Annotated in this window: 26 protein-coding genes and 1 tRNA gene; 25 read left to right on the plus strand and 2 right to left on the minus strand. The window is 65.5% G+C overall.

The window, feature by feature from the left end:
• The first annotated feature begins 23 nt into the window (after nt 1-23).
• The 6 genes from ODR01_RS04640 to ODR01_RS04665 all read left to right on the plus strand — a co-directional run bounded on the left by ODR01_RS04640 (nt 24) and on the right by ODR01_RS04665 (nt 5,458).
• Nucleotides 24-251, plus strand: coding sequence for a DUF6898 family protein (locus ODR01_RS04640; protein ID WP_316976440.1), 228 nt, complete (start codon nt 24-26; stop codon nt 249-251).
• Nucleotides 252-560: 309 nt separating this feature from the next.
• Nucleotides 561-1,679 (plus strand): branched-chain amino acid ABC transporter substrate-binding protein, encoded by a 1,119-nt coding sequence (locus tag ODR01_RS04645; RefSeq protein WP_316976441.1) that lies wholly within the window; start codon nt 561-563, stop codon nt 1,677-1,679.
• Between the two features lie 91 nt (nt 1,680-1,770).
• Nucleotides 1,771-2,673, plus strand: a complete 903-nt coding sequence (locus ODR01_RS04650) for a branched-chain amino acid ABC transporter permease (RefSeq protein WP_394356809.1) — start codon at nt 1,771-1,773, stop codon at nt 2,671-2,673.
• A 29-nt stretch (nt 2,674-2,702) separates the two neighbouring features.
• Nucleotides 2,703-3,971, plus strand: coding sequence for a high-affinity branched-chain amino acid ABC transporter permease LivM (gene livM, locus ODR01_RS04655; protein ID WP_316976443.1), 1,269 nt, complete (start codon nt 2,703-2,705; stop codon nt 3,969-3,971).
• Nucleotides 3,964-4,758 carry an ABC transporter ATP-binding protein gene (locus ODR01_RS04660; RefSeq protein ID WP_316976444.1) on the plus strand — a complete coding sequence of 265 codons (795 nt, stop codon included), beginning with the start codon at nt 3,964-3,966 and terminating at the stop codon, nt 4,756-4,758. The genes livM and ODR01_RS04660 overlap by 8 nt, the downstream gene beginning before the upstream one ends.
• Nucleotides 4,751-5,458, plus strand: coding sequence for an ABC transporter ATP-binding protein (locus ODR01_RS04665; RefSeq protein WP_316976445.1), 708 nt, complete (start codon nt 4,751-4,753; stop codon nt 5,456-5,458). Before ODR01_RS04660 ends, ODR01_RS04665 begins: the two co-directional genes overlap by 8 nt.
• Nucleotides 5,459-5,555: 97 nt before the next feature.
• Here ODR01_RS04665 and ODR01_RS04670 read toward each other — a convergent pair whose 3' ends face one another.
• Nucleotides 5,556-6,011: a MucR family transcriptional regulator gene (locus tag ODR01_RS04670; protein WP_316976446.1), complete on the minus strand. Its 456-nt coding sequence runs from the start codon at nt 6,009-6,011 to the stop codon at nt 5,556-5,558.
• 404 nt (nt 6,012-6,415) lie between these two features.
• On the opposite strand from ODR01_RS04670, the gene rpiB reads away from it, so the two are divergent.
• The 11 genes from rpiB (at nt 6,416) to ODR01_RS04725 (ending at nt 16,379) form a co-directional block, all read left to right on the plus strand.
• Nucleotides 6,416-6,862 (plus strand): ribose 5-phosphate isomerase B, encoded by a 447-nt coding sequence (gene rpiB, locus ODR01_RS04675; RefSeq protein WP_316976447.1) that lies wholly within the window; start codon nt 6,416-6,418, stop codon nt 6,860-6,862.
• A 21-nt stretch (nt 6,863-6,883) separates the two neighbouring features.
• Nucleotides 6,884-8,194 carry a serine hydroxymethyltransferase gene (gene glyA, locus ODR01_RS04680; RefSeq protein WP_316976448.1) on the plus strand — a complete coding sequence of 437 codons (1,311 nt, stop codon included), beginning with the start codon at nt 6,884-6,886 and terminating at the stop codon, nt 8,192-8,194.
• 36 nt (nt 8,195-8,230) lie between these two features.
• A complete protein-coding gene (gene nrdR, locus ODR01_RS04685) occupies nt 8,231-8,692 on the plus strand; it encodes a transcriptional regulator NrdR (RefSeq protein WP_316976449.1) in 462 nt (153 codons plus the stop codon).
• A gap of 19 nt (nt 8,693-8,711) precedes the next feature.
• Nucleotides 8,712-9,800: a bifunctional diaminohydroxyphosphoribosylaminopyrimidine deaminase/5-amino-6-(5-phosphoribosylamino)uracil reductase RibD gene (ribD, locus tag ODR01_RS04690; RefSeq protein WP_316976841.1), complete on the plus strand. Its 1,089-nt coding sequence runs from the start codon at nt 8,712-8,714 to the stop codon at nt 9,798-9,800.
• A gap of 9 nt (nt 9,801-9,809) precedes the next feature.
• The gene (locus tag ODR01_RS04695) at nt 9,810-10,397 is read left to right on the plus strand and encodes a riboflavin synthase (protein ID WP_316976450.1); all 588 of its coding nucleotides are present in this window, start codon (nt 9,810-9,812) and stop codon (nt 10,395-10,397) included.
• A 2-nt stretch (nt 10,398-10,399) separates the two neighbouring features.
• On the plus strand, nt 10,400-11,518 hold the full coding sequence (ribB, locus tag ODR01_RS04700) for a 3,4-dihydroxy-2-butanone-4-phosphate synthase (RefSeq protein WP_316976451.1): 1,119 nt from the start codon (nt 10,400-10,402) through the stop codon (nt 11,516-11,518).
• Nucleotide 11,519: 1 nt separating this feature from the next.
• Entirely contained in the window at nt 11,520-11,984 is a 465-nt protein-coding gene (gene ribH, locus ODR01_RS04705) for a 6,7-dimethyl-8-ribityllumazine synthase (RefSeq protein WP_316976452.1), read from the plus strand.
• Entirely contained in the window at nt 11,981-12,523 is a 543-nt protein-coding gene (nusB, locus tag ODR01_RS04710) for a transcription antitermination factor NusB (protein ID WP_316976453.1), read from the plus strand. The genes ribH and nusB overlap by 4 nt, the downstream gene beginning before the upstream one ends.
• A complete protein-coding gene (gene thiL, locus ODR01_RS04715; protein WP_316976454.1) occupies nt 12,495-13,508 on the plus strand; it encodes a thiamine-phosphate kinase in 1,014 nt (337 codons plus the stop codon). The genes nusB and thiL overlap by 29 nt, the downstream gene beginning before the upstream one ends.
• Nucleotides 13,509-13,595: 87 nt before the next feature.
• A complete protein-coding gene (locus tag ODR01_RS04720; RefSeq protein ID WP_316976455.1) occupies nt 13,596-14,054 on the plus strand; it encodes a hypothetical protein in 459 nt (152 codons plus the stop codon).
• Nucleotides 14,055-14,282: 228 nt separating this feature from the next.
• Nucleotides 14,283-16,379, plus strand: a complete 2,097-nt coding sequence (locus ODR01_RS04725) for a sodium-translocating pyrophosphatase (RefSeq protein ID WP_316976456.1) — start codon at nt 14,283-14,285, stop codon at nt 16,377-16,379.
• 84 nt (nt 16,380-16,463) lie between these two features.
• Here the strand turns inward: ODR01_RS04725 and ODR01_RS04730 are convergent, their stop codons facing one another.
• Nucleotides 16,464-16,940 carry an outer membrane protein assembly factor BamE gene (locus ODR01_RS04730; RefSeq protein ID WP_316976457.1) on the minus strand — a complete coding sequence of 159 codons (477 nt, stop codon included), beginning with the start codon at nt 16,938-16,940 and terminating at the stop codon, nt 16,464-16,466.
• Between the two features lie 141 nt (nt 16,941-17,081).
• On the opposite strand from ODR01_RS04730, the gene ODR01_RS04735 reads away from it, so the two are divergent.
• From ODR01_RS04735 to ODR01_RS04770, 8 genes are all read left to right on the plus strand, one after another.
• The gene (locus ODR01_RS04735; RefSeq protein WP_316976458.1) at nt 17,082-17,645 is read left to right on the plus strand and encodes a ubiquinol-cytochrome C chaperone family protein; all 564 of its coding nucleotides are present in this window, start codon (nt 17,082-17,084) and stop codon (nt 17,643-17,645) included.
• Nucleotides 17,645-18,181 (plus strand): YceD family protein, encoded by a 537-nt coding sequence (locus ODR01_RS04740; protein WP_316976459.1) that lies wholly within the window; start codon nt 17,645-17,647, stop codon nt 18,179-18,181. The genes ODR01_RS04735 and ODR01_RS04740 overlap by 1 nt, the downstream gene beginning before the upstream one ends.
• Nucleotides 18,182-18,270: 89 nt before the next feature.
• Complete coding sequence (rpmF, locus tag ODR01_RS04745) at nt 18,271-18,456, plus strand: 50S ribosomal protein L32 (RefSeq protein ID WP_316976460.1); 186 nt, start codon at nt 18,271-18,273, stop codon at nt 18,454-18,456.
• Between the two features lie 31 nt (nt 18,457-18,487).
• Nucleotides 18,488-19,537 (plus strand): phosphate acyltransferase PlsX, encoded by a 1,050-nt coding sequence (gene plsX / locus ODR01_RS04750; protein ID WP_316976461.1) that lies wholly within the window; start codon nt 18,488-18,490, stop codon nt 19,535-19,537.
• Entirely contained in the window at nt 19,537-20,529 is a 993-nt protein-coding gene (locus ODR01_RS04755) for a beta-ketoacyl-ACP synthase III (protein WP_316976462.1), read from the plus strand. The genes plsX and ODR01_RS04755 overlap by 1 nt, the downstream gene beginning before the upstream one ends.
• A gap of 118 nt (nt 20,530-20,647) precedes the next feature.
• Nucleotides 20,648-20,962 (plus strand): integration host factor subunit alpha, encoded by a 315-nt coding sequence (locus ODR01_RS04760; protein WP_316976463.1) that lies wholly within the window; start codon nt 20,648-20,650, stop codon nt 20,960-20,962.
• Nucleotides 20,963-21,454: a MerR family transcriptional regulator gene (locus ODR01_RS04765; RefSeq protein WP_316976464.1), complete on the plus strand. Its 492-nt coding sequence runs from the start codon at nt 20,963-20,965 to the stop codon at nt 21,452-21,454. It begins immediately after the preceding gene.
• Between the two features lie 131 nt (nt 21,455-21,585).
• Nucleotides 21,586-21,662 (plus strand) — tRNA-Pro (locus ODR01_RS04770).
• Nucleotides 21,663-21,680 lie beyond the last annotated feature (18 nt).

Below are 21,680 nucleotides of genomic sequence, written 5' to 3' on the forward strand. Positions count from 1 at the left end.
GGCGACAGAACGGGCAGGCGGCGATGGCGGAGCAGGGACGGGTCAGACTGCAGCAGGTCCTCTTCGAGTTCGTTCGAGTGGGCCAGGTCGTCAAGGTCAACGCCATCGATCCGGAGAGTGGCATCGAGGTCTCCATGGTCGGCGACGCCAAGGCCGGCGCCGACACGTTGAAGCGCCTGGCGATGCGCAAGCTGGAATACGTCATCGCCAAGCGTCTGGCCGAGAGGGGAGGGGGAAAGGACAGCCGTTGAAAGCCACTCCTGGCGGGGCCATGTGCCAAAGGGACGGGGACCCTCGCCATGGAAAGGCTTCGATGCTGCGAATCGCTTGCAATCCCTGGGCTTGCAACGGTCGGCGATACCGTCCGAAACGACGTTTCCATATTGACAAGTGTGGCGTTTGTTGCGAATTCAACCGACCCCTTCTTTTTCGTGGCGCGAGTGGATATTCCAGTTCCGGCATGATGGGGTCGGTGAGGGCTTGAGACAGGGAAGCCGGACGCCTTTTGCCAGAGCGGGGAGGCCTGTCGGCTTTGCGGATGATCGGATGGAGGTTGACAGATGACGACAAAAATCACTTCGGCGTTCGCCGTTGCGGCCGCCGTTGCCTTGATGGGAGCGGGATCGGCGCAGGCGGCGGATATCATCTTCGGCGTGCCGGGTGCGCACAGCGGCGACTTGGCGTCCTATGGATTGCCTACCGTCAACGCGGCCAAGCTGGTGGTCGAACAATACAATGCCAAGGGCGGCCTGCTGGGCGGCAAAATCAAGGTCGTCCCGCAGGATGAACAGTGCAAGCCGGAATTGGCGACCAACGCCGCCTTCAAACTGGTTTCCGAGAAGGTGACGGTGGCTCTCGGCCATATCTGCTCGGGGGCGACCAAGGCGGCGCTGCCGATCTATAAGGATTCGAAGATCGTCCTCATGTCGCCGTCGGCGACCAATCCGGATCTCACGCTGACCGGCGACTACCCGAACTTCTTCCGGACCATCGCCCGGGACGACGCCCAGGGCAAAATGGCGGCTTCCTTCGCCGTCGAGAAGCTGGGGGCCAAGCAGATCGCCGTCATCCACGACAAGGGGGACTACGGCAAGGGCTTCGCCGAGTGGAGCCAGAAGTTCGTCAACGACTCCGGCAAGGCCAAGACGGTGCTGTTCGAGGGCGTGACCCCCGGCGCTGTCGACTATTCGGCGGTCGTGCAAAAGGTCAAGCAGTCGGGTGCCGATGCCGTCATCTTCGGCGGCTATCATCCCGAAGCCTCCAAGATCGTCATGACCATGCGCAAGCGCAGCCTCGACATCCCGTTCATTTCCGATGACGGCGTCAAGGACCCCACCTTCATCAAGGTGGCCGGCGAGTTCGCCGAGGGCGTCTATGCCACCGGTCCCAGGGACATTTCGGCCAACGCGCTCTATAAGGTGGCGCTCGACGCGCACAAGAAGGAATTCAACGCCGAACCCGGCGCCTTCTATTACGAGGCCTATTCGGCCGCGCTGGCGCTTTTGAACGCCATCGAGAAGGCTGGATCGACCGACTACGACAAGGTCGTCAAGGCACTGCGCACCGAGTATGTCGAAACCCCGGTCGGCAAGATCCGGTTCGACAATCGCGGCGATGCCGAGGGCGTCGGCTTTGAGGTCTATCGCGTGGTCAAGGGCGTGTTCACCCAGGCCAAGTAATCCGGCGTTTTCAGCCGACAATGCATGGATGCCGTGGGAGTGTCCGAAAGGACCCTCCCACGGACCCTTTATCCGAGAGTTGATGGGGCGGATGGAGTATTTCCTCGAAATTTTCCTTGGTGGTTTGACCCGGGGCAGCATCTACGCGTTGATCGCGCTGGGTTACACCATGGTTTACGGGATCATCCAGCTCATCAATTTCGCGCACGGCGAAATCTACATGATCGGCGCCTTCACGGCGCTGATCGTCGCCGGGGTGCTGGGCTCCCTCGGGATGCCCGGGTACGCGATCCTGCTGCTGACGCTGCCGATCGCGGTGATCTACGCCTCGGCCTATGGCTTCACCGTCGAGAAGATCGCCTACAAGCCGCTGCGCAGCGCGCCGCGTCTGTCGCCGCTGATTTCGGCGATCGGCATGTCGATCTTTCTGCAGAACTATATCCTGCTGGCCCAGACCGCCGACTTTCTGCCGTTTCCCAACCTGCTTCCCGACTTCGATCTGCCCGATTTCGTCGGCGGCATCCTCACCTCGTCGGAAGTCATCATCGTCGTCACCGCCGCCCTGGTCATGGCCGGGCTGACCGCCTTCATCAAGTTCACGCGCATGGGCAAGGCGATGCGCGCCACCGCCCAGAACCAACGCATGGCCATGCTGGTCGGGGTCAACGTCGACCAGGTGATCTCGCTGACCTTCGTCATCGGCTCGGCGCTGGCCGCCATCGGCGGCGTCCTCATCGCCTCGCATATCGGCCAGATCAATTTCTACATCGGCTTCATCGCCGGGATTAAGGCGTTCACTGCCGCCGTCCTGGGCGGCATCGGCAGCATCCCCGGGGCCATGCTGGGGGGGCTGGTGCTGGGCTGGACCGAAAGCTTCGCCACCGGCTATGTGTCGAGCGATTACGAAGACGTCTTCGCCTTCGCGCTGCTGGTGCTCATCCTCATTTTCCGACCAGCAGGCATCCTCGGCAAAGCCGACAGCCAGAAGGTCTGAGCGGCGATCGAAGAGGGCACAACGACGTCATGCAAGGCCTGAAAAAATCGCTGCTGACCGCGGTCTGGTTCATGTTCCTGACCTTCCCGATCATGGTCATCCGGGTCGATACCATCGAGAAGACCATCGTCTGGCGCTGGGAGAACCTGGCGCTGGTCGGGATCAGCGCCTTCCTGCTGTCCTACGTCTGGCGGTTCTTCATGACCCGCCGCCAAATGGGAGGAAGCAAACAGGGCGCGTCTTCCGCCGCCGCCGATCGCGCCCAGGCGCTCCAGACGCTTATCGAGGACCGCCGCGTCCGCTATTCCCTGATCGCCGCCTTCGCCATCTTCGTCGCCGTCTTCCCGTTCCTGTTCTCGATGTACCAGGTCAACATCATGATCTCGGCCCTCATCTACATCATGCTGGGGCTGGGACTGAACATCGTGGTCGGCTTGGCCGGGCTGCTCGACCTCGGCTTCGTCGCCTTCTATGCGGTCGGCGCCTACGCGTACGCGCTGCTCAACCTGCATTTCGGGCTTGGTTTCTGGGCGGTCCTGCCGATGGCGGCATTCCTCGGGGCCTTCGTCGGCATCCTGCTCGGTTTTCCGGTCTTGCGCCTGCGCGGCGACTACCTGGCCATCGTCACCCTGGGCTTCGGCGAGATCATCCGCCTGGTGCTCGAGAACTGGGGCCAGTTTACCCGCGGACCGAGCGGCATCTCGAACATTCCGCGCCCCGATCTGTTCGGGGTGGAGTTCGGCCTCCAGGGCCGCATCATTTATATGTATTACGTGGTACTCGCCCTCGTCCTCTTCACCATCCTGGTGGTGACGCGGCTCAAGTATTCGCGCATCGGACGGGCCTGGATGGCGCTGCGCGAGGACGAGATCGCCTGCCAGGCGATGGGCATCGACAAGACCCAGACCAAGCTGATGGCCTTTGCCCTGGGCGCCACCTGGGCCGCCATGGCGGGTGTGGTTTTCGCCGCCAAGACGTCGTTCATCAATCCGGCCAGCTTCACCTTCCTGGAATCGGCGATGATCCTTTCCATCGTCGTGCTGGGTGGCATGGGTTCGACCGTCGGCGTCATTATGGGCGCCCTTATTCTGATCCTGCTGCCGGAATACTTAAGGGCCTTCGCCGAGTATCGGATGATCGTCTTCGGCGCCATCATGGTGGTGTTCATGGTGTTCCGCCCGCAGGGCCTGATCCGCGACCGGCGGCTGAAACGGCGCTTCCATCCGTCCGAAACCCGGGGCGTCGAGGCGGCGCCGTCCGGCGAGGCCGTGGCCAGGGGGGTGGGTTCCCATGGCTGAGGCCGGCCCCGTTCTCGACGTCAGGAACCTGACCATGGACTTCGGCGGCCTGAGGGCCGTCGATGCCGTCAGCCTCGACATCATGCCCGGCGAGATCGTTGCCTTGATCGGGCCGAATGGCGCCGGCAAAACCACCTTCTTCAACTGTGTCACCGGCCTCTACACGCCGACATCCGGCGACATCCTGCTATCGGCGCGGGGCCAGCGCAAACGCCTCAATGGCCTGAAGCCGAACCACATTACCGCGTTGGGTATGGCCAGGACCTTCCAGAACATCCGGCTGTTTCCCCACATGACGGTGCTGGAAAACGTCATGATCGGCCGCCATTGCCGGACCCGGTCCTCGATCTTCGGCGCTATCTTCCGGCCGCCGTCGACGCGCCAGGAGGAGCAGGAGGGAATCGAGATCAGCTATGGCCTTCTCAAGGAGGTCGGATTGACCGCGCTCGTCGACGAGACCGCCAACAATCTGCCCTACGGGGCGCAGCGGCGCCTCGAGATCGCCCGCGCCATGGCCACCGAACCGGCCCTGCTGCTGCTGGACGAACCGGCGGCCGGCATGAACCCGAGCGAGACCCGCGAGCTTCAGGCGCTGATCCTGCGCCTGCGCGAGAAGCACGACCTCTCCATTCTTCTGATCGAACACGACATGAAGCTGGTGATGAGCCTGTCCGATCGCGTCTGCGTCCTCGAATACGGGACCCAGATTGCCCAGAGCACGCCGGAGGAGGTGAGCCGGGACCCGCGCGTGATCAAGGCATACCTCGGGGAAGAGGCCGATGCTTAAGCTGATCGACGTCGACGCCGGCTATGGCCCGATCCCGGTCCTGCATGCCGTCAACATGGAGATCGGCAGGGGCGAGATCATCACCCTCATCGGCGCCAACGGGGCCGGCAAGACGACGACCCTGATGGCGGTGTGCGGGCTGGTGGCGCCCCGCAGCGGCGACATCCTGCTGGAAGGGGCCTCCATCTGTGGCATCCCCGCCAACAGGCTGGTCGAACTGGGCATCAGCCAGGTGCCGGAAGGCCGCCTGATTTTCCCCGATCTCACCGTTGCCGAGAACCTCGACATGGGGGCCTTCCTGCGCAAGGACCGCGACGGCATCCGCGAGGATCTGGAATACGTCTTCGACCTGTTTCCCATCCTGGCCGACCGCCACCACCAGCCGGGCGGCACGCTGTCGGGTGGCGAACAGCAGATGCTGGCCATCTCGCGCGCCATCATGGCGAGGCCGCGCCTTCTGCTGCTGGACGAGCCCTCGCTGGGCCTGGCCCCGATGATCATCCGCCAGATCTTCGACATCATCGTCAAGATCAACCGGGAAAGCGGAACGACCATCTTCCTGGTCGAGCAGAATGCCAACCAGGCCCTGAAGATCGCCCATCGGGGTTATGTCATGGAAAACGGCGTCATCACGCTGACCGACACCGCGGCCAACCTGCTCGACAACGAGGACGTCAAGAAAGCCTACCTCGGAATCTGAACCGGGCCCGCCCTTTCTGGGCTCGCCGGCGCCCGGACACAGGGAAAAAGGCCGCATCCATCGATGCGGCCTTCCCGTTCGGCGATGAGCGGCAGGATCAGACGCGGACGGTGCGCTTGCGACCGCGCCGCTTCTCGCCCGGTTTGCGGCCAAGACCGATCTGCTTGGCGAAATCCGAACGCTGCTTCGCGTAATTGGGCGCGACCATCGGATAGTCCGGCGGCAGGTTCCATTTGGCCCGGTATTCCTCGGGCGTCATGTTGTAGGTCGTGCGCAGATGCCTTTTCAGCATCTTCAGCTTCTTGCCGTCCTCCAGGCAGACGAGATAGTCGGGCGTCACCGACCGGCGGATCGGCACGGCCGGCTTCATCGGCTCCTGCACGACCTCGGCCGACGTTCCGTCGAGGGAACTGAGAGAACGAAAAACAGTGTTGATCACCTCCGGAATCTGCCCGGCCGGCAATTGATTATTGCTTAAGTACGCAGCGACCACGTCCACGGCCATCCGCAGGATTTCGTCGCGTGACACCAGATCCGAACTTTCTTCGCTCATCACTCTTGAACCTGTACTCTATTTTGAACAATGGGGCAGTGTTTGCATGGAGGAACTGGGGTGTCAATAAAAAACCACCAAAATGGAAATGGGTTTGTCTTGTCTGTTGATGATGATTGAATAAAAAACGCAAAAACTGAATGCTGGGAAGGCTGAAAGTGGTATCGGGCCAGTCACGAAGAAAACAGCCGCCTTGCCGGCAAATATGCGACGAATAATCATTCGCATCAGATGGCCGGGCGCGTTCAATTCGAAGGCCGTCGCGGCCGTTCCGGGGCCTGACCGGAAGCGCCTGGAAAAGCACGTCTTTTTGGCCTGGACGCGATAAATTGTGTCGGCTTGGCAGGCCGATTCGATATGTGGTATCTAGGGGGCCAGCGCCGCCTTCGAGGGAGCCCCGCGACATGCCGTCCGAAACCATAGCCATCGCCAGCGATCACGCCGGCTACGACCTCAAGTTGCTGCTCACCAAGGAGCTGCGGGACCTGGGGTATGGCGTGCTGGATCTGGGCACCGGCGGCCCCGAGTCGGTCGACTACCCGGATTTCGGTTACGCCATGGCGGCCGCCATCCGCGACGGGCGGGTGGCCCGCGGCGTCCTGATGTGCGGGACCGGCATCGGCGTTTCCATCGCCGCCAACCGCCACCCGGCAGTGCGGGCGGCGGTGGTGCACGATGCCTATGGGGCCCGTCTGTCCCGGCAGCACAACGACGCCAACGTCATCTGCATGGGCGGGCGCACCATCGGGCCCGACGTCGCCCGCGAATGCCTGCGGATTTTCCTTGAAACACCGTTCGACGGGGGCCGCCATGCGCGCCGCGTCGACAAGCTGACCCACCCCAAGATTTGATTGAACGAAAGGTTCGAGCCCATGACTCTTGCCAAGGCCACTTATCCTTCTGACTTCCACGCGCGTTTTTTTGGCGAGTCCTTGGCGGACAAGGATCCGGAAGTGTACGCCGGCATCAGCGGCGAACTGGCGCGCCAGCAGGACCAGATCGAACTTATCGCCTCAGAAAACATCGTCTCGCGTGCCGTGCTGGAAGCGCAGGGCTCGGTGATGACCAACAAGTACGCCGAGGGCTATCCCGGCAAGCGCTATTACGGCGGCTGCGAGTGCGTCGACGTGGCCGAGGAATTGGCCATCGCGCGGGCCAAGAAGCTGTTCGGCTGCGAGTTTGCCAACGTCCAGCCCCATTCCGGTTGCCAGGCCAACGCCGGCGTCTATCAGGCGCTGCTGACGCCGGGCGACACCCTGATGGGCCTGAGCCTGGCGGCCGGCGGCCATTTGACCCACGGCGCGCCGCCGGCGCAATCCGGCAAATGGTTCCACGCGGTGCAGTACGGCGTGCGGCGTGAGGACGCCCTGATCGACTTCGACGAGGTCGAGCGCCTGGCCCGCCAGCACAAGCCCAAGGTGATCGTTGCCGGCGGCTCGGCCTATCCGCGCATCATCGATTTCGCTCGTTTCCGCAAGATTGCCGACGAGGTCGGGGCCTACTTCATGGTCGACATGGCCCACTTCGCCGGCCTGGTGGCGGCCGGCGTGCACCCCAGTCCGCTGCCGCACGCCCACGTCGTGACTACGACCACCCACAAGACCCTGCGCGGGCCGCGCGGCGGCATGATCCTTACCAATGACCTGGACCTCGGCAAGAAGATCAACTCGGCCATCTTCCCCGGCATCCAGGGCGGCCCCTTGATGCACGTCATCGCCGCCAAGGCGGTGGCTTTCGGCGAGGCCCTTCGCCCCGAATTCAAGGCCTACGCCCGGGCGGTCGCGGAAAACGCCAAAGTGCTGGCGGCAACGCTGATGGAGCGTGGCTTCGACGTGGTGTCGGGCGGCACCGACACCCACCTGATGCTGCTCGATCTCAGGCCCAAGAAGCTCAAGGGCAACGTCGCCGAAAAGAGCCTGGAGCGGGCCGGCATGACCTGCAACAAGAACGGGGTGCCGTTCGATCCCGAGAAGCCGACGGTGACGTCGGGCCTGCGCCTGGGCTCGCCGGCGGCGACCACGCGCGGCTTCGGCGTCGCCGAGTTCCGGCAGATCGGCGAAATGATCGACACCGTGCTGGAGGGGCTGATCGCCCATCCGGACGACAACACGAAGGCCGAGCAGGCGGCGCGCGCCAAGGTTGGCGAACTGTGCCGGCGTTTCCCCATTTACGCCGGATTTTGAACCCGTCCTCGCCGGTCAGGGAGGAGAAAGGAACCGATGCGCTGTCCATTTTGCGGTCATACGGACACTCAGGTCAAAGACTCGCGTCCGAGCGAGGACAATGCCGCCATCCGGCGCCGGCGGTTCTGTCCTGACTGCGGGTCCCGCTTCACCACCTTCGAGCGGGTGCAGTTGCGCGAGCTTACGGTGGTCAAGAAGAACGGCGAGAAGATGCCGTTCGACCGCGACAAGCTGACCCGCTCGCTGACCATCGCGCTGCGCAAGCGCCCGGTCGACGAGGACCGGGTGGAGCGCATCGTGAACAGCATCCAGCGGCGCCTTGAAACCCTTGGCGAAAGCGAAATTCCCACCAAGGTGATCGGCGAGATGGTGATGGACCACCTGGCCGAGCTGGACAAGGTGGCCTACGTGCGGTTCGCCTCGGTGTACCGCAATTTCCGAGAAGCCAAGGACTTCGAGGATTTCGTCGGAAAGTTGAGTGACGACCAAAGCGACTGACGACATCGACCGGACTTTCATGGGGGCGGCGCTGGCGTTGGCGCGGCGCGGCTTGGGCTGCGTCTGGCCCAACCCGGCAGTCGGCTGCGTGCTGGTGCGTCCCGATCTCGGCGACCGTGTCGTCGGCCGCGGCTGGACCCAGCCGGGCGGACGCCCGCACGCCGAGACCGAAGCCCTCGGGCGGGCCGGCGATCTGGCCCGCGGCGCCACCGCCTACGTCACCCTGGAACCCTGCGCGCATGTCGGCAAGACGCCGCCCTGCGCGGACGCCCTGATCGCCGCCGGTATCGGACGGGCGGTCGTTGCTGTCGAGGACCCCGACCCGCGCGTCGCCGGCCGCGGCTTGGTCCGCCTCAGGGACGCCGGCGTCGCCGTCGAGGTGGGACTGGGGGCGGCGGCGGCCCGCGACATCAATGCCGGCTTCTTCCTGCGCGTGACCGCCGGCCGGCCGCTGGTCACGGTCAAGGTGGCGGCGACGCTGGACGGGCGGATCGCCACCGCCGCCGGCGAAAGCCGCTGGATCACCGGCGAGGTGGCGAGGGCCTTCGGCCACGGCCTTCGGGCCCACCACGATGCCATCGCCATCGGCGTCGGTACCGCGCTTGCCGACGATCCCGACCTGCGCTGCCGGCTGCCCGGCCTGGATGAGCGCTCGCCGGTGCGCGTCGTCTTCGACAGCCGGCTGCGTCTGCCGCCGGCCTGCCGGCTGGCGGCGACGGCGCGGGAAACGGCGACCTGGATTCTATGTTGCGAAAAAGCCGACCCGGCGGCACGCCAGGCCTTAACGGAGGCGGGCGCTGTCGTTATACAGGTGGCGTCCGGCGCCGATGGCCGGCCCGACCTGACGGCCGCCTTGGCCGAACTGGCCGGACGCGGCATCACCCGGGTGCTGGTCGAAGGCGGCGGGCGGTTGGTGGCATCGGTCCTGAGGGCCGGCCTCGCCGATCGTCTGGCGTGGTTCCGGGCGCCCCGGGTGCTGGGCGGCGACGCCGTCCCGGCGGTGGCCGAACTGGCGGTAACCGGACTGGCCGAAGCGCCCGCGTTCGAGCGCACCGGCGGCTTCGATCTCGGGCCCGACGTTGTCGAGCTGTTTCGTCGAAAGGAATAAGAAGAAGTCATGTTCACCGGAATCATCAGCGACCTGGGACGGGTCCGCGCGGTCGTCAAGACCGGCGACACCCGCTTCGAGTTTGCCACCCGCTACGACACCGCCGCGATCGACATCGGCGCCTCCATCTGCTGTTCGGGGGCGTGCATGACGGTGATCGACAAGGGCGACGGCTGGTTTGCCATCAGCGCCTCGGACGAAAGCCTGTCCTGCACCACCATGGGCGACTGGCGCGAAGGAACGCCGGTCAATTTCGAGCGTTCCCTGCGGATGGGCGACGAGATGGGCGGCCACATCGTGTCGGGCCACGTCGACGGGGTGGGCGAGGTGGTGGCGGTGACCCCGGAGAACGAATCGGTGCGGCTGCGCTTTCGCGTTCCCGACAAGCTGGCCCATTTCATCGCGCCAAAGGGCTCGGTGGCGATCGACGGCGTGTCGATGACGGTCAACGAGGTTGAAGGCGGCGTCTTCGGCGTCAACGTCATTCCGCACACCCAGGAAGTCACCACCCTGGGCCGGCTCAAGGTGGGGTCCCGGGTGAACCTGGAAATCGACATGCTGGCACGCTATGTTGCGCGCCTTCTGGAAAGGGAATAGCCGTGTCCGAGCGCGATTATCTGTCGCCGACCGAAGAACTCATCGAGGATGCCCGCAACGGGCGCATGTTCATTCTGGTCGACGATCCCGGCCGCGAGAACGAGGGCGACCTCATCATCCCGGCCCAGATGGCGACACCGCAGGCCATCAACTTCATGGCCAAGCATGGCCGCGGCCTCATCTGCCTGGCGATGACCCGCGAGCGCATCCAGCATCTAGGCCTGCCGTTGATGGCCCGCGAGAACGAATCCCGCCACCAGACCGCCTTCACGGTGTCGATCGAGGCGCGTGAAGGGGTGACGACCGGCATTTCCGCGTCGGACCGGGCGCGCACCATCGCCGCCGCCATCGATCCGACCAAGGGCAAGGACGACATCGTCTGCCCCGGACACATCTTTCCGCTGGAGGCCCGCGACGGCGGCGTGCTGGTGCGCACTGGGCACACCGAGGCGGCGGTCGACGTGTGCCGGCTGGCGGGGTTAAGCCCGGCCGGCGTCATCTGCGAGGTGATGAACGAGGACGGCACCATGGCCCGCCTCGCCGACCTCGTCGCCTTCGCCCAGCACCATGGCCTCAAGATCGGGACCATTTCCGATCTCATCGCCTATCGCCTGCGCCACGACCGCACGGTCGCAAGGGCCCTCGAAACCACCCTGGAAAGCGCCCATGGCGGCGCGTTCCGCATGATCATCTACGTCAACCGCGCCGCCTATGCCGAGCATGTCGCGCTGATCAAGGGCGACATCGAGAGCGACGGCCCGGTGCTGGTCAGGGTGCATGCGCTGAACGTGCTGGAAGACGTGCTGGGCGACAATTCCACCGGCAAGGCCGGCGAAATGGCCCGGGCCATGGAGATGATCGGCGAGGCGGGGCGGGGGGTGGTCGTGCTCATCCGCGAGCCCAAGCCGACCAGCCTGCTCGAGCGCATCAACGCCAAGCTGGTGCAGGGCGAGCATCGGGGAGGGACTTTGCGGGACTATGGCATCGGCGCCCAAATTCTGCTCGATCTCGGCGTGCGCGACATGATTCTCTTGTCCAACACCGAACGCACCATCGTCGGCCTCAAGGGCTATGGCCTGAACGTGACCGAGCGCCGCCCCATCGCGGCGGGAAGGGGATGACATGACGAGCCAACCCTGCGTGCTGATGGTCGAAGCCCGCTTTTACGAGGATATCGCCGACGAAATGGCGAAGGGGGCCATCGCCGCGCTCGAGAAAGCCGGCGTCGCCTACGAACGCATTGCGGTTCCCGGCACCTTCGAAGTTCCCGCCGCCATCCATTTCGCCCTGCGCTCGATGGAGATCCACGCCTCTTCTCACGACTACGCCGGTTTCGTGGCGCTGGGCTGCGTCATTCGCGGCGAGACCGATCACTACGATCACATCTGCCGCGAGTCCTCCCGCGCGCTGATGGATCTGACGGTGCAGCGCGGCATCGCCTGCGGCTTCGGCATCCTGACCTGCGAAACCTGGGACCAGGCCTGGGAGCGCGCCCGGGTGGACGGCAAGAACAAGGGCGCCGATGCGGCGAACGCCTGCCTGCGGATGATGGAACTGCAGCGGCATTTCCGTTTGGTGATGCGATGACCAAGTCTGGCCGCGAGCGTCGCGCCAAACCGGAAATGAGCCGGCGCACGGCGGCCCGTCTGGCCGCGGTGCAGGCCATCTACGAGATGGAGATGGCGGAGCGTTCGGCCGACGCCGTGCTCCGCGATTTCGCGGCCGACCGCTGGGCGGCGGACGGGACCGATGCCGATGCCGAGGGCGCCGGCGCGGCACGGCAGGTCGATCCCGATGCCGCCTTCCTCGGCGACCTGGTCCGCGGCACCACCGCGCGACTGGCCGACATCGACGGCATGGTGGCGCCGGCGCTGTCGGCCGACTGGCCGCTCGATCGGCTGGAGGCGGTCTTGCGGGCCATCCTGCGGGTGGGGGCGTACGAGCTGTTCGCCCGCGCCGACGTGCCGCTTCGCGTCATCATTTCCGAATACGTCGATATCGCCCACGCCTTCTTCGATGTCAAAGAGGCGGGCCTGGTGAACGCCGTGCTGGATCGCGTCGGGCGGGTGCTGCGGCCGGACGAGGCGGGGGGCGGCGGTGACGACCCGACAACCGGGAACCGGTGAATTCGAGATCATCCGGCGCTTCTTCGCCCCCCTGGCGGCCGACGCGCCGGGCGCTTTCGGCCTGACCGACGACGCCGCCCGGCTGGAGGTGCCGCCGGGCCATAGCCTGGTGGTGACCAGCGACGCCCTGGTCGCCGGCATCCATTTTCTGGCCACCGACACGGCGGCCGACGTGGCGGCCAAGGCGCTGCGCGTCAACCTGTCCGACCTCGCCTCCATGGGGGCTCGGCCAATGGCCTATACCCTGGCCCTGGCTCTCACCCGGGAAACCGGCGTCGAGTGGCTCGAAGCCTTCGCGGCCTCGCTCGCGGCCGATCAGAGGCGATTCGGCATCACGCTGATCGGCGGCGACACCGTGGCGACGCCGGGGCCGCTGACGCTTTGCATCTGCGCCTTCGGCTGCGTGGCCAGCGGGACCGAGCTTCGGCGCTCCGGCGCCCGGCCGGGCGACGCGGTGTTCGTCACCGGCACCATCGGCGACGCCGCGCTGGGCCTCATTGCCCTGCAGAAGGGGCTGGCCGGCGTCGACGCTGCCGACCATCAGGCCCTGGCCCAACGCTACCGGCGGCCGACCCCCAGGACCGCCTGCGGCCCCCGCCTGGTCGGCCTGGCCCATGCCGCCATCGACGTGTCGGACGGTCTTCTGGCCGACCTCGGCCACATCTGCGAGACGTCGGGAACGGCGGCCGTCATCGAGTCCGCCCGCGTTCCCCTGTCGGCGGCGGCGCGGGCCGCCCTTGCCGCCGGCGCCGGCGGCTGGCGCGATATCCTGGGCGGCGGCGACGACTACGAACTGCTGTTCGCCGCGCCGCTCGACGCCGAACCGGCGCTGGCCGGCATCGCCCAGGCCCTCGACGTGCCGATCACCCGCATCGGGCGCGTCGTCGAGCGGACATCGGCCGCCGATCCCGATCGATTGGTCGGCGTGATCGACGCGGCGGGCCGGCCGATGGTCCTGGAAAGCACCGGCTACCGCCATTTCTAGCCGCCTTAAATTGTTTGCTTTCCAGCGGGCGGCCGCCCCCCGATAATGGGGGAACGGCAATAACGGGAACGGACGCGGCGGGGGGCCATGGTTCGCACGATTGCCATCGCGGCGGCGATCATCCTGATGATCGCCGGGGGCGCCGTCGGCATCATGAAACAGCTCGAGTGGGGGCCGTTTGCGCCGCGTGCCGGACAGGAGGCGGCGCTCGTGGCGCCGGTCGAAGCGCCGCGTTTCATCGACATGGATCCCCTGGTCATTCCCGTCTTCGCCGAAGACCGGGTAGTCGCCGCCATCCAGATTCAGTTGAAGCTCGAAACCCTGGGGGCGGCGAACGAGACCTACCTCAACAGCATCAAGCCTCGGCTCAGCGACGCCTTCCTGCGTGAGCTTTACGCATTCATTCCGCGCCTTGTGCAAAAAGGGGGCCAACTCGACGTCCTTGCGATTAAGCGGCGATTGCAGATGATTGCCGACAATGTGGCGGGGGCGGGCAGGATCAACGGCGTCCTCGTGCAATCCGTTTCCGACACCGTGCAACGGTGAAGCCGGCTGTGACCGGCCTGTTGCCAAGGTTTCCGCCATGTGGGATAGGAGCAGAATCGCCGACGCAACGGCAACCTTCTGTTGCAAAGTCGGGCACGTTCTGGCATTTTCCCGGCGGGCTCGCCAGCGGGGGCTGTTTTCCACAATGAGAAAAAGTTAGCGCTTTTCGACGACGAGTTTCCTTCTCGTGTTTTGGGCGGAACGGCAAACAAAATAGGGAAATAGGATATGTCAACAGCGTACGTGCTTACGATTGCCTGTGGCGCGTTGGCGTTGCTTTTCGGCGCTTATTCGATTCGGTCAGTCCTGGCCGCGCCGGCCGGCAACGAACGCATGCAGGAGATCGCGGCCGCCGTGCAGGAAGGTGCACGGGCCTATTTGAATCGTCAGTATCGAACCATTGCCATGGTCGGCGCCGTGATCGGCGTCCTCCTGGGGTGGCGGTTGGGGGTCACCGTCGCCATTGGTTATTTTATCGGCGCCATCTGTTCGGGCCTGGCCGGCTATATCGGCATGAACGTCTCGGTCAGGGCCAACGTGCGCACCGCCGAGGCCGCCCGCTCCAAGGGCCTGGACGCGGCGATGCGAATTGCCTTCAAGTCCGGCGCCATCACCGGCCTTCTGGTGGTCGGCCTGGCCTTGCTCGGGGTGGCGATCTATTACGTCATCCTGCGCGACGTCTTTGATCCGACCGATGCCGCGCAGATGCGCCATATCCTGGAAGCCCTGGTTGCGCTGGGCTTCGGCGCCTCGCTGATCTCCATCTTCGCCCGTCTCGGCGGCGGGATCTTCACCAAGGGAGCCGACGTCGGCGCCGACCTGGTCGGCAAGCTCGAGGCCGGCATCCCCGAGGACGATCCCCGCAACCCGGGCGTCATCGCCGACAACGTGGGCGACAACGTCGGCGATTGCGCCGGCATGGCCGCCGACCTGTTCGAGACCTACGCGGTGACGGTCGTCGCCACCATGCTGCTGGGGGCCATCTTCTTCACCGGCGCCGTCCAGGAATCGATGATGGTCTATCCGCTGGTCATCGGCGGCGTCTGCATCATCGGCTCGGTGGCCGCCACCGGCTTCGTCCGTCTCGGCCCCACCAACAACATCATGGGGGCGCTCTACAAGGGCTTCATCGCGACCGCGCTGATTTCGGCCGTGCTGATTGCCGCCGTCACCGCCTGGATCCTCGGCTTCAACACCGTCTACACGCTGACGGGCGGCGCCACCGTCACCGGGACCACGCTTTTCTTCTGCGCCCTCATCGGTCTCGCCGTCACCGGCCTGATCGTGTGGATCACCGAGTACTACACCGGCACCCACCACCGTCCGGTGCAGAGCGTCGCCAATGCCTCGGTCACCGGTCACGCCACCAACATCATCCAGGGGTTGGCGGTGTCGATGGAAGCGACGGCGCTGCCGGTCATCGTCATCTGCATCGGCATCATCGCCTCCTACATGACGGCCGGCCTCTATGGCCTGTCGATCGCGGCGACCACGATGCTGGCCCTGGCTGGCATGGTCGTGGCGCTCGACGCCTTCGGCCCGGTCACCGACAACGCCGGCGGCATCGCCGAGATGGCCGACCTGCCTGCGGACGTGCGCACCGTTACCGACGCACTCGACGCCGTGGGCAACACCACCAAGGCGGTCACCAAGGGCTATGCCATCGGCTCGGCCGGCCTCGCCGCCCTGGTTCTCTTCGCGGCCTATACGCAGGACCTTCAGCACTACTTCCCGAGCCTGACGGTGACGTTCACCCTTCAGGACCCGTTCGTGGTGATCGGCCTGTTCATCGGCGGCATGCTGCCCTTCCTGTTCGGTTCCATGGGCATGATGGCGGTCGGTCGTGCCGGCGGTCAGCTGGTGGTCGAGATCCGGCGTCAGTTCAAGGAAATCCCCGGCATCATGGAAGGCACGGCGAAGCCCGACTACGCCACCTGCGTCGACATGCTGACCAAGACCGCCATCAAGGAGATGATCGTGCCGTCGCTGCTGCCGATCCTCTCGCCGGCGATTCTCTACGGTGTCGTCGTGGTGGTTGCGGGTCAGTCGGCGGCCTTCTCGGCGGTCGGCGCCATGCTGCTTGGCACCATCGTCACCGGCATCTTCGTCGCCATCTCGATGACGTCGGGCGGCGGCGCCTGGGACAACGCCAAGAAGTACATCGAGGACGGCAACCTGGGGGGCAAGGGTTCCGACGCTCACCACGCGGCCGTTACCGGCGATACCGTCGGCGATCCCTACAAGGACACCGCCGGACCGGCCATCAACCCGATGATCAAGATCATCAACATCGTCGCCATCCTGATGCTGGCCATCCTGGCGTAACGCCTGGAACGCCTGCTGCGGCGAAAAAAGGCCCCGGGGAGCGCTTCCCGGGGCCTTTTCTTTGTGGGCGCGGCGAGGGGGCCGCTATTCGGTGTTGGTTCCCTTGTTGGTGTCGGCCTTGTTGAATTTGCCCATGTTGCCGAGAACCTGTTCGAGAATGGTCATCTCGTTGCCGGCGGTCGGCGTAGCGCGCTCGACCAGCTCGACGTTCCGCCCGTCTTCCAGGCCCAGCGCCTCGATAGAGGACACGACGCCCTTGTCGTCGAAGCGCACGATGACCACTTTGCGATCGGTCACGTCGGGCGCGAGGAAAGCGGTGGTTTCCTTGCGTTCGCTGATGTAGTACCAAGTTTCCTCGTTGAAAGCCGCGATGCTGGAGGGCGACCCGAGAATTTCCGCGACTTCGCCCTTGCCGACTTGGCCGGGGACGATCTCCGCGAGCTTTTCGGGGTCCGGGAGGTTGCCGTGGGTGGCGATGCGCGGCGCGCACGCGGCCGCAACGAGCGCGGTCCCGATCACGAGATGACGAAGAAGCCGATGGGCTGAACGGGAGTTTTGCATCAATCTGATGTCCGTAAACCTTTCCCTTCGGCGGCCGCCAAGCCGCCGGGTGACAGTGGAACGGATGATAAACCACTTTGAGGCGTGTTCCTAGCCGGTCGCGGATCGCGGCGCCGCTGACACGCCGTCCTCGGGGAGGGCATGGCCGCCGTGTTCGGTTTTTTCCGCAAATCGCCTGAAAAGGAACCCGCGCGCCGCCTCTATTCGGCCATATTGGCCCGCGCCCGCGAAGCGACGTTCTACGAGGACTTCGGCGTCCCCGACACCGTCGATGGGCGTTTCGACATGGTGGCGCTGCACGCCTTTCTGCTTCTGCGCCGCCTCAAGCGGGACCGCCCGGCCACTGCCCGCTTGTCGCAGGAGCTTTTCGACCTGATGTTCATTGACATGGACGAGAACCTGCGCGAGATGGGGGTCGGAGACCTGTCGGTCGGCCGCCGCGTCAAGGACATGGCCAAGGCCTTTCTCGGCCGCGTCGCGGCCTACGAGGATGCACTGGAGCGGGGTGACGGGGAGGCCCTGGCGGCTGCCCTACGGCGCAACCTGTTCCGCGGGGTCGTTGCCGAAGACGGCCGCCACATCGCCGCCATGGCCGGCTACGTGCGCGGCCAGGAGGCCGGCCTGACCGGTCTCGCCATAGAGACGCTGCTGGCCGGCGACCTGGCGTTCCCGCCGGTGGCCGCCGAGCGCAAGGAAGGGACGTGATGGAAAAACAGGACAGCCCCGAATTTTCCCGCCCGGTGGCGGTCGAGACGGTGAAGGAGGAGGGGGCCTTCGCCATTGAGGCTACGCCGGCCGAACGCGAAAATCTGGCCCGCCGGTTGGGCATCGTATCCGTCGATCGTCTGTCGGCCGATCTCAGGCTCAGACGGCAGATGGGTGCCATGGTGCGCCTGGAGGGAGAATTCGCCGCCGAGGTGACGCAGGCTTGCGTGGTGACGCTGGCCCCGGTGCACAGCCGCATTGCGGCGGCCGTCGATCGCCGCTATGGTCCGGCGGAGGCGCTGACCGAGACGGACGCCGAGGACATCTCGTTGGAAGACGAGGACCCGCCCGAGGTTCTGGTCGGCGGCGTCATCGATTTGGGGGAAGCGGTGTCCGAGCAGCTGGCACTGGAGATCGATCCGTTTCCCCGGGCCGAAGGGGCGGAGTTTCCGGGCTATTCCAGCGGGCCGGAGCCGGTCGAAAAGGCGAAGAGCCCCTTTGCCGCCTTGGAAGATCTTTTGAAGAAACAGAAATAGGGGGCGCAACCGGCTTGCTCCCCACGACTTTTCGGTTTAGATAACTGGCCGCCCGCCCGAGGGCACATGTTCATCGAGAGAATCAAGATATGGCTGTTCCAAAGAAGAAAGTGTCGAAATCGCGTCGCGACATGCGCCGCTCCCACGATGCGTTGAAGCCGTCGGCCTACGCGGAATGCCCGAATTGCGGCGAAGTGAAGCGTCCGCATCATGTCTGCGAGGCCTGTGGTCATTATGACGGCCGTGAGGTGACGAAGACGGCCGAGGCCGTCTGACCATCGGGTTTAGCCGGCAAGGACGCCCTTTTTGACCAAGCGATTGACCCTGTCGTTGGACGCCATGGGCGGCGACCAAGCGCCGCGCATGGTGGTCGAGGGTATCGAGATCGCCGCCGGTCGGCTTCCCGACGTGGACTACCTGTTGGTCGGCGACGAGCGCCGCCTGATGCCGTTGCTTGACCGCTTTCCGAAGGCCAAGTCGCGCGCCCAGATCATTCATACGGACGCCGCCGTCGCCGACGAGGACAAGGCGGCTTCCGCCTTGCGTAACGGCCGCGGCACCAGCATGCGTCTGGCCATCAACGCGGTGGCCGACGGGCGCGCCGACGCCGTCATCTCGGCCGGCAACACCGGCGCCCTGATGGCGATGGCGAAATTCGTCTTCAAGATGCTGCCGGGCATCGACCGGCCGGCCATCGTCACCTATTTCCCGACCCAGCGCGGTGCCTCGGTCATGCTCGACCTCGGCGCCAACGTCGAGTGCGATGCCGACAACCTGGTCCAGTTCGCGGTGATGGGCGAGGTGTTCGCCCGCAATGTGCTGGGGGTGATGCAGCCGTCGATCGGCCTGCTCAACGTCGGCGTCGAGGGCTTCAAGGGCCACGACAGCCTGCGCCAAGCCAGCACCATCCTGCGCGAGAGCGCGCTGCCGATCAAATTCCACGGTTTCGTCGAAGGCGACGACATCGGCGAGGGGACGGTGGACGTCGTCGTCACCGACGGCTTCACCGGCAACGTGGCGCTGAAGACGGCCGAGGGAACCGCCCGCATGATTGGCCATTTCCTGAGGGAGGCCCTGAACAGCTCGGCGATGAGCAAGGTGGGCGCCGTGCTGGCCAAGGGCGCGCTCAGCGAATTCCGCGCCCACATGGACCCGCGCCACTACAACGGCGCCATGCTGGTCGGCCTCAACGGGATCTGCGTGAAGAGCCACGGCAGCACCGACGAACTGGGGTTTGCCAACGCCATCAGCGTCGCCGCCAACCTGATTACCGGGCGGGTCAACGAACGCATCAAAGAGGACTTGGAACACTTGATTTCCGGAGGCTCCGCCCAGACCGCGGCGACGATACCCTGATGGCGACGGCACTGGTTTCGCAGATCATCGGGTGCGGTTCCTATCTGCCCGAGCGGGTGGTGAGCAACCAAGAGTTGGCGACGCGCGTCGACACCTCGGACGAGTGGATCGTCGAGCGCACCGGTATCCGTCAGCGCCATATCGCGGCGGAGGGCGAACTGACCTCCGATCTGGCCTGCCACGCCGCCAGGCGGGCCCTGGACGCCGCCGGCGTACTGCCGGCCGAGGTCGACCTCATCATCCTGGCGACGACCACGCCCGACCACACCTTCCCGGCGACGGCGACGCGCGTGCAGGCCATGCTGGACACCCGCAACGGCTTCGCCTTCGATGTGCAGGCCGTGTGCTCGGGCTTCATCTATGCCCTGGCGGTGGCCGACAATTTCGTCCGCATGGGCCAGGTGGGAACGGCCTTGGTCATCGGCGCCGAGACCATGTCGCGGGTTCTCGACTGGGGGGACCGCACCACCTGCGTGTTGTTCGGCGACGGCGCCGGGGCGGTGGTTCTGCGCGGCGCAGTGGCGGCGCTTCCCGACGCCCAGGGCATTCCCGGCCGCGGCATCCTGTCGACCCACCTGCATTCGAACGGCCACCTTTACGACATCCTGCGGGCCTCGGGCGGCCCGTCGTGGACGCAAACGGTTGGCCACATGCGCATGCAGGGCAAAGAGCTCTTCCGCCACGCCGTGGTCAATCTGGCCTCGGTAGTGGAGGAAACGCTGGCGGCCAGCGGCCTGGCGCAAAAGGACATCGACTGGCTGGTCCCCCATCAGGCCAATCTGCGGATCATCGACGGCACCGCCAAGAAGCTGGGCCTGCCGAAAAGCCGGGTGGTGACGACCATCGACCGCCATGCCAACACCTCGGCGGCCTCGATTCCGCTGGCCCTCGACGTGGCGGTCCGCGACGGCCGCATCAAGCCCGGCCACATCGTTCTCATGGAAGCGATGGGCGGCGGCGTGACCTGGGGCGCCAGTCTCGTGCGCTGGTAGGCGATTGCGCCGCTCCTTTTCGATTGGAGCTTAAGCATTCCAGCCATCCCTTTGATATTGACGGATTTCGTCCCTGGCGTTACCCTTTGCTCCTCGTGGAAAAAGGGGGCTGGGTCGAATGGCTGGACGGACGATCACGCGCGCTCAACTGGCCGAGGCCGTTTATCAGGAAGTGGGCTTGTCGCGCAGCGAATCCGCTGACTTGCTGGAAGCGGTTCTGAATTACACGGCCGACGCATTGGCCAAAGGGGAGACCGTGAAGATCTCCTCGTTCGGCAGTTTTTCCCTGCGCCAGAAGGGCAAACGTGTCGGGCGCAACCCCAAGACCGGGGACGAGGTGCCGATCCTGCCGCGGCGGGTTCTCGTATTCCGCCCCTCCCAGGTGCTCAAGGCCCGCGTCAACGAGAAGAGGCGTCCCAGGACGGCCGGGTAAATGGCGCAAGCGGCCGGCCAGAACACGGAACTACGGCGGCGGGGCAAGTCCGAAGGGGCGTTTCGGACCATCAGCGAGGTCGCCGTCGATCTCGACCTTCCGCAGCACGTCCTGCGATTCTGGGAAAGCAAGTTCATCCAGATCCGCCCCCTCAAGCGGGGCGGTGGGCGCCGCTATTACCGGCCCGAGGACGTGGCCCTGCTGCGCCGCATCCGGCAACTGCTCTATGTGGACGGCTATACCATCCGCGGCGTCCAGAAACTGTTGAAGCACAACGGCGGCAAGTCCCTCGACGGAGACGAGCTGCCGGCCCCGTTCCCCGCCGTTGCGCTGGCGCCGGTGGCGGACGAACCCGCCGACGTCCCGGTCGTTCCGGCGGCGGTTCCGGCCGCCGGCGGCGACGACATCGGGCCCCGGCGGCGCGCCGAACTCCAGGCCCTGCTTCGCGAACTCGAATCCCTGCGCGAACACTTGCGGACCGTCCTCAAATAGGGGCGCGCGGGCAACCTTGCCGGCGGCGAAAAATATCGGTCGGAGAGCGTTGCGGATCGCCGACGCCCCGCGTATAGTGCGCCCGTTCGCGGACGGGGCGGCCGCAACGGCCGCCGCGGAAGGGGCTTTTTCGGAGCGTAGCGCAGCCTGGTAGCGCACTTGACTGGGGGTCAAGGGGTCGTGGGTTCAAATCCCGCCGCTCCGACCAATACGGCGAAGGGCTTGG

The sequence above is a fragment of the Shumkonia mesophila genome, assembly GCF_026163695.1.
In the GTDB taxonomy this organism is placed as follows: domain Bacteria; phylum Pseudomonadota; class Alphaproteobacteria; order Rhodospirillales; family Shumkoniaceae; genus Shumkonia; species Shumkonia mesophila.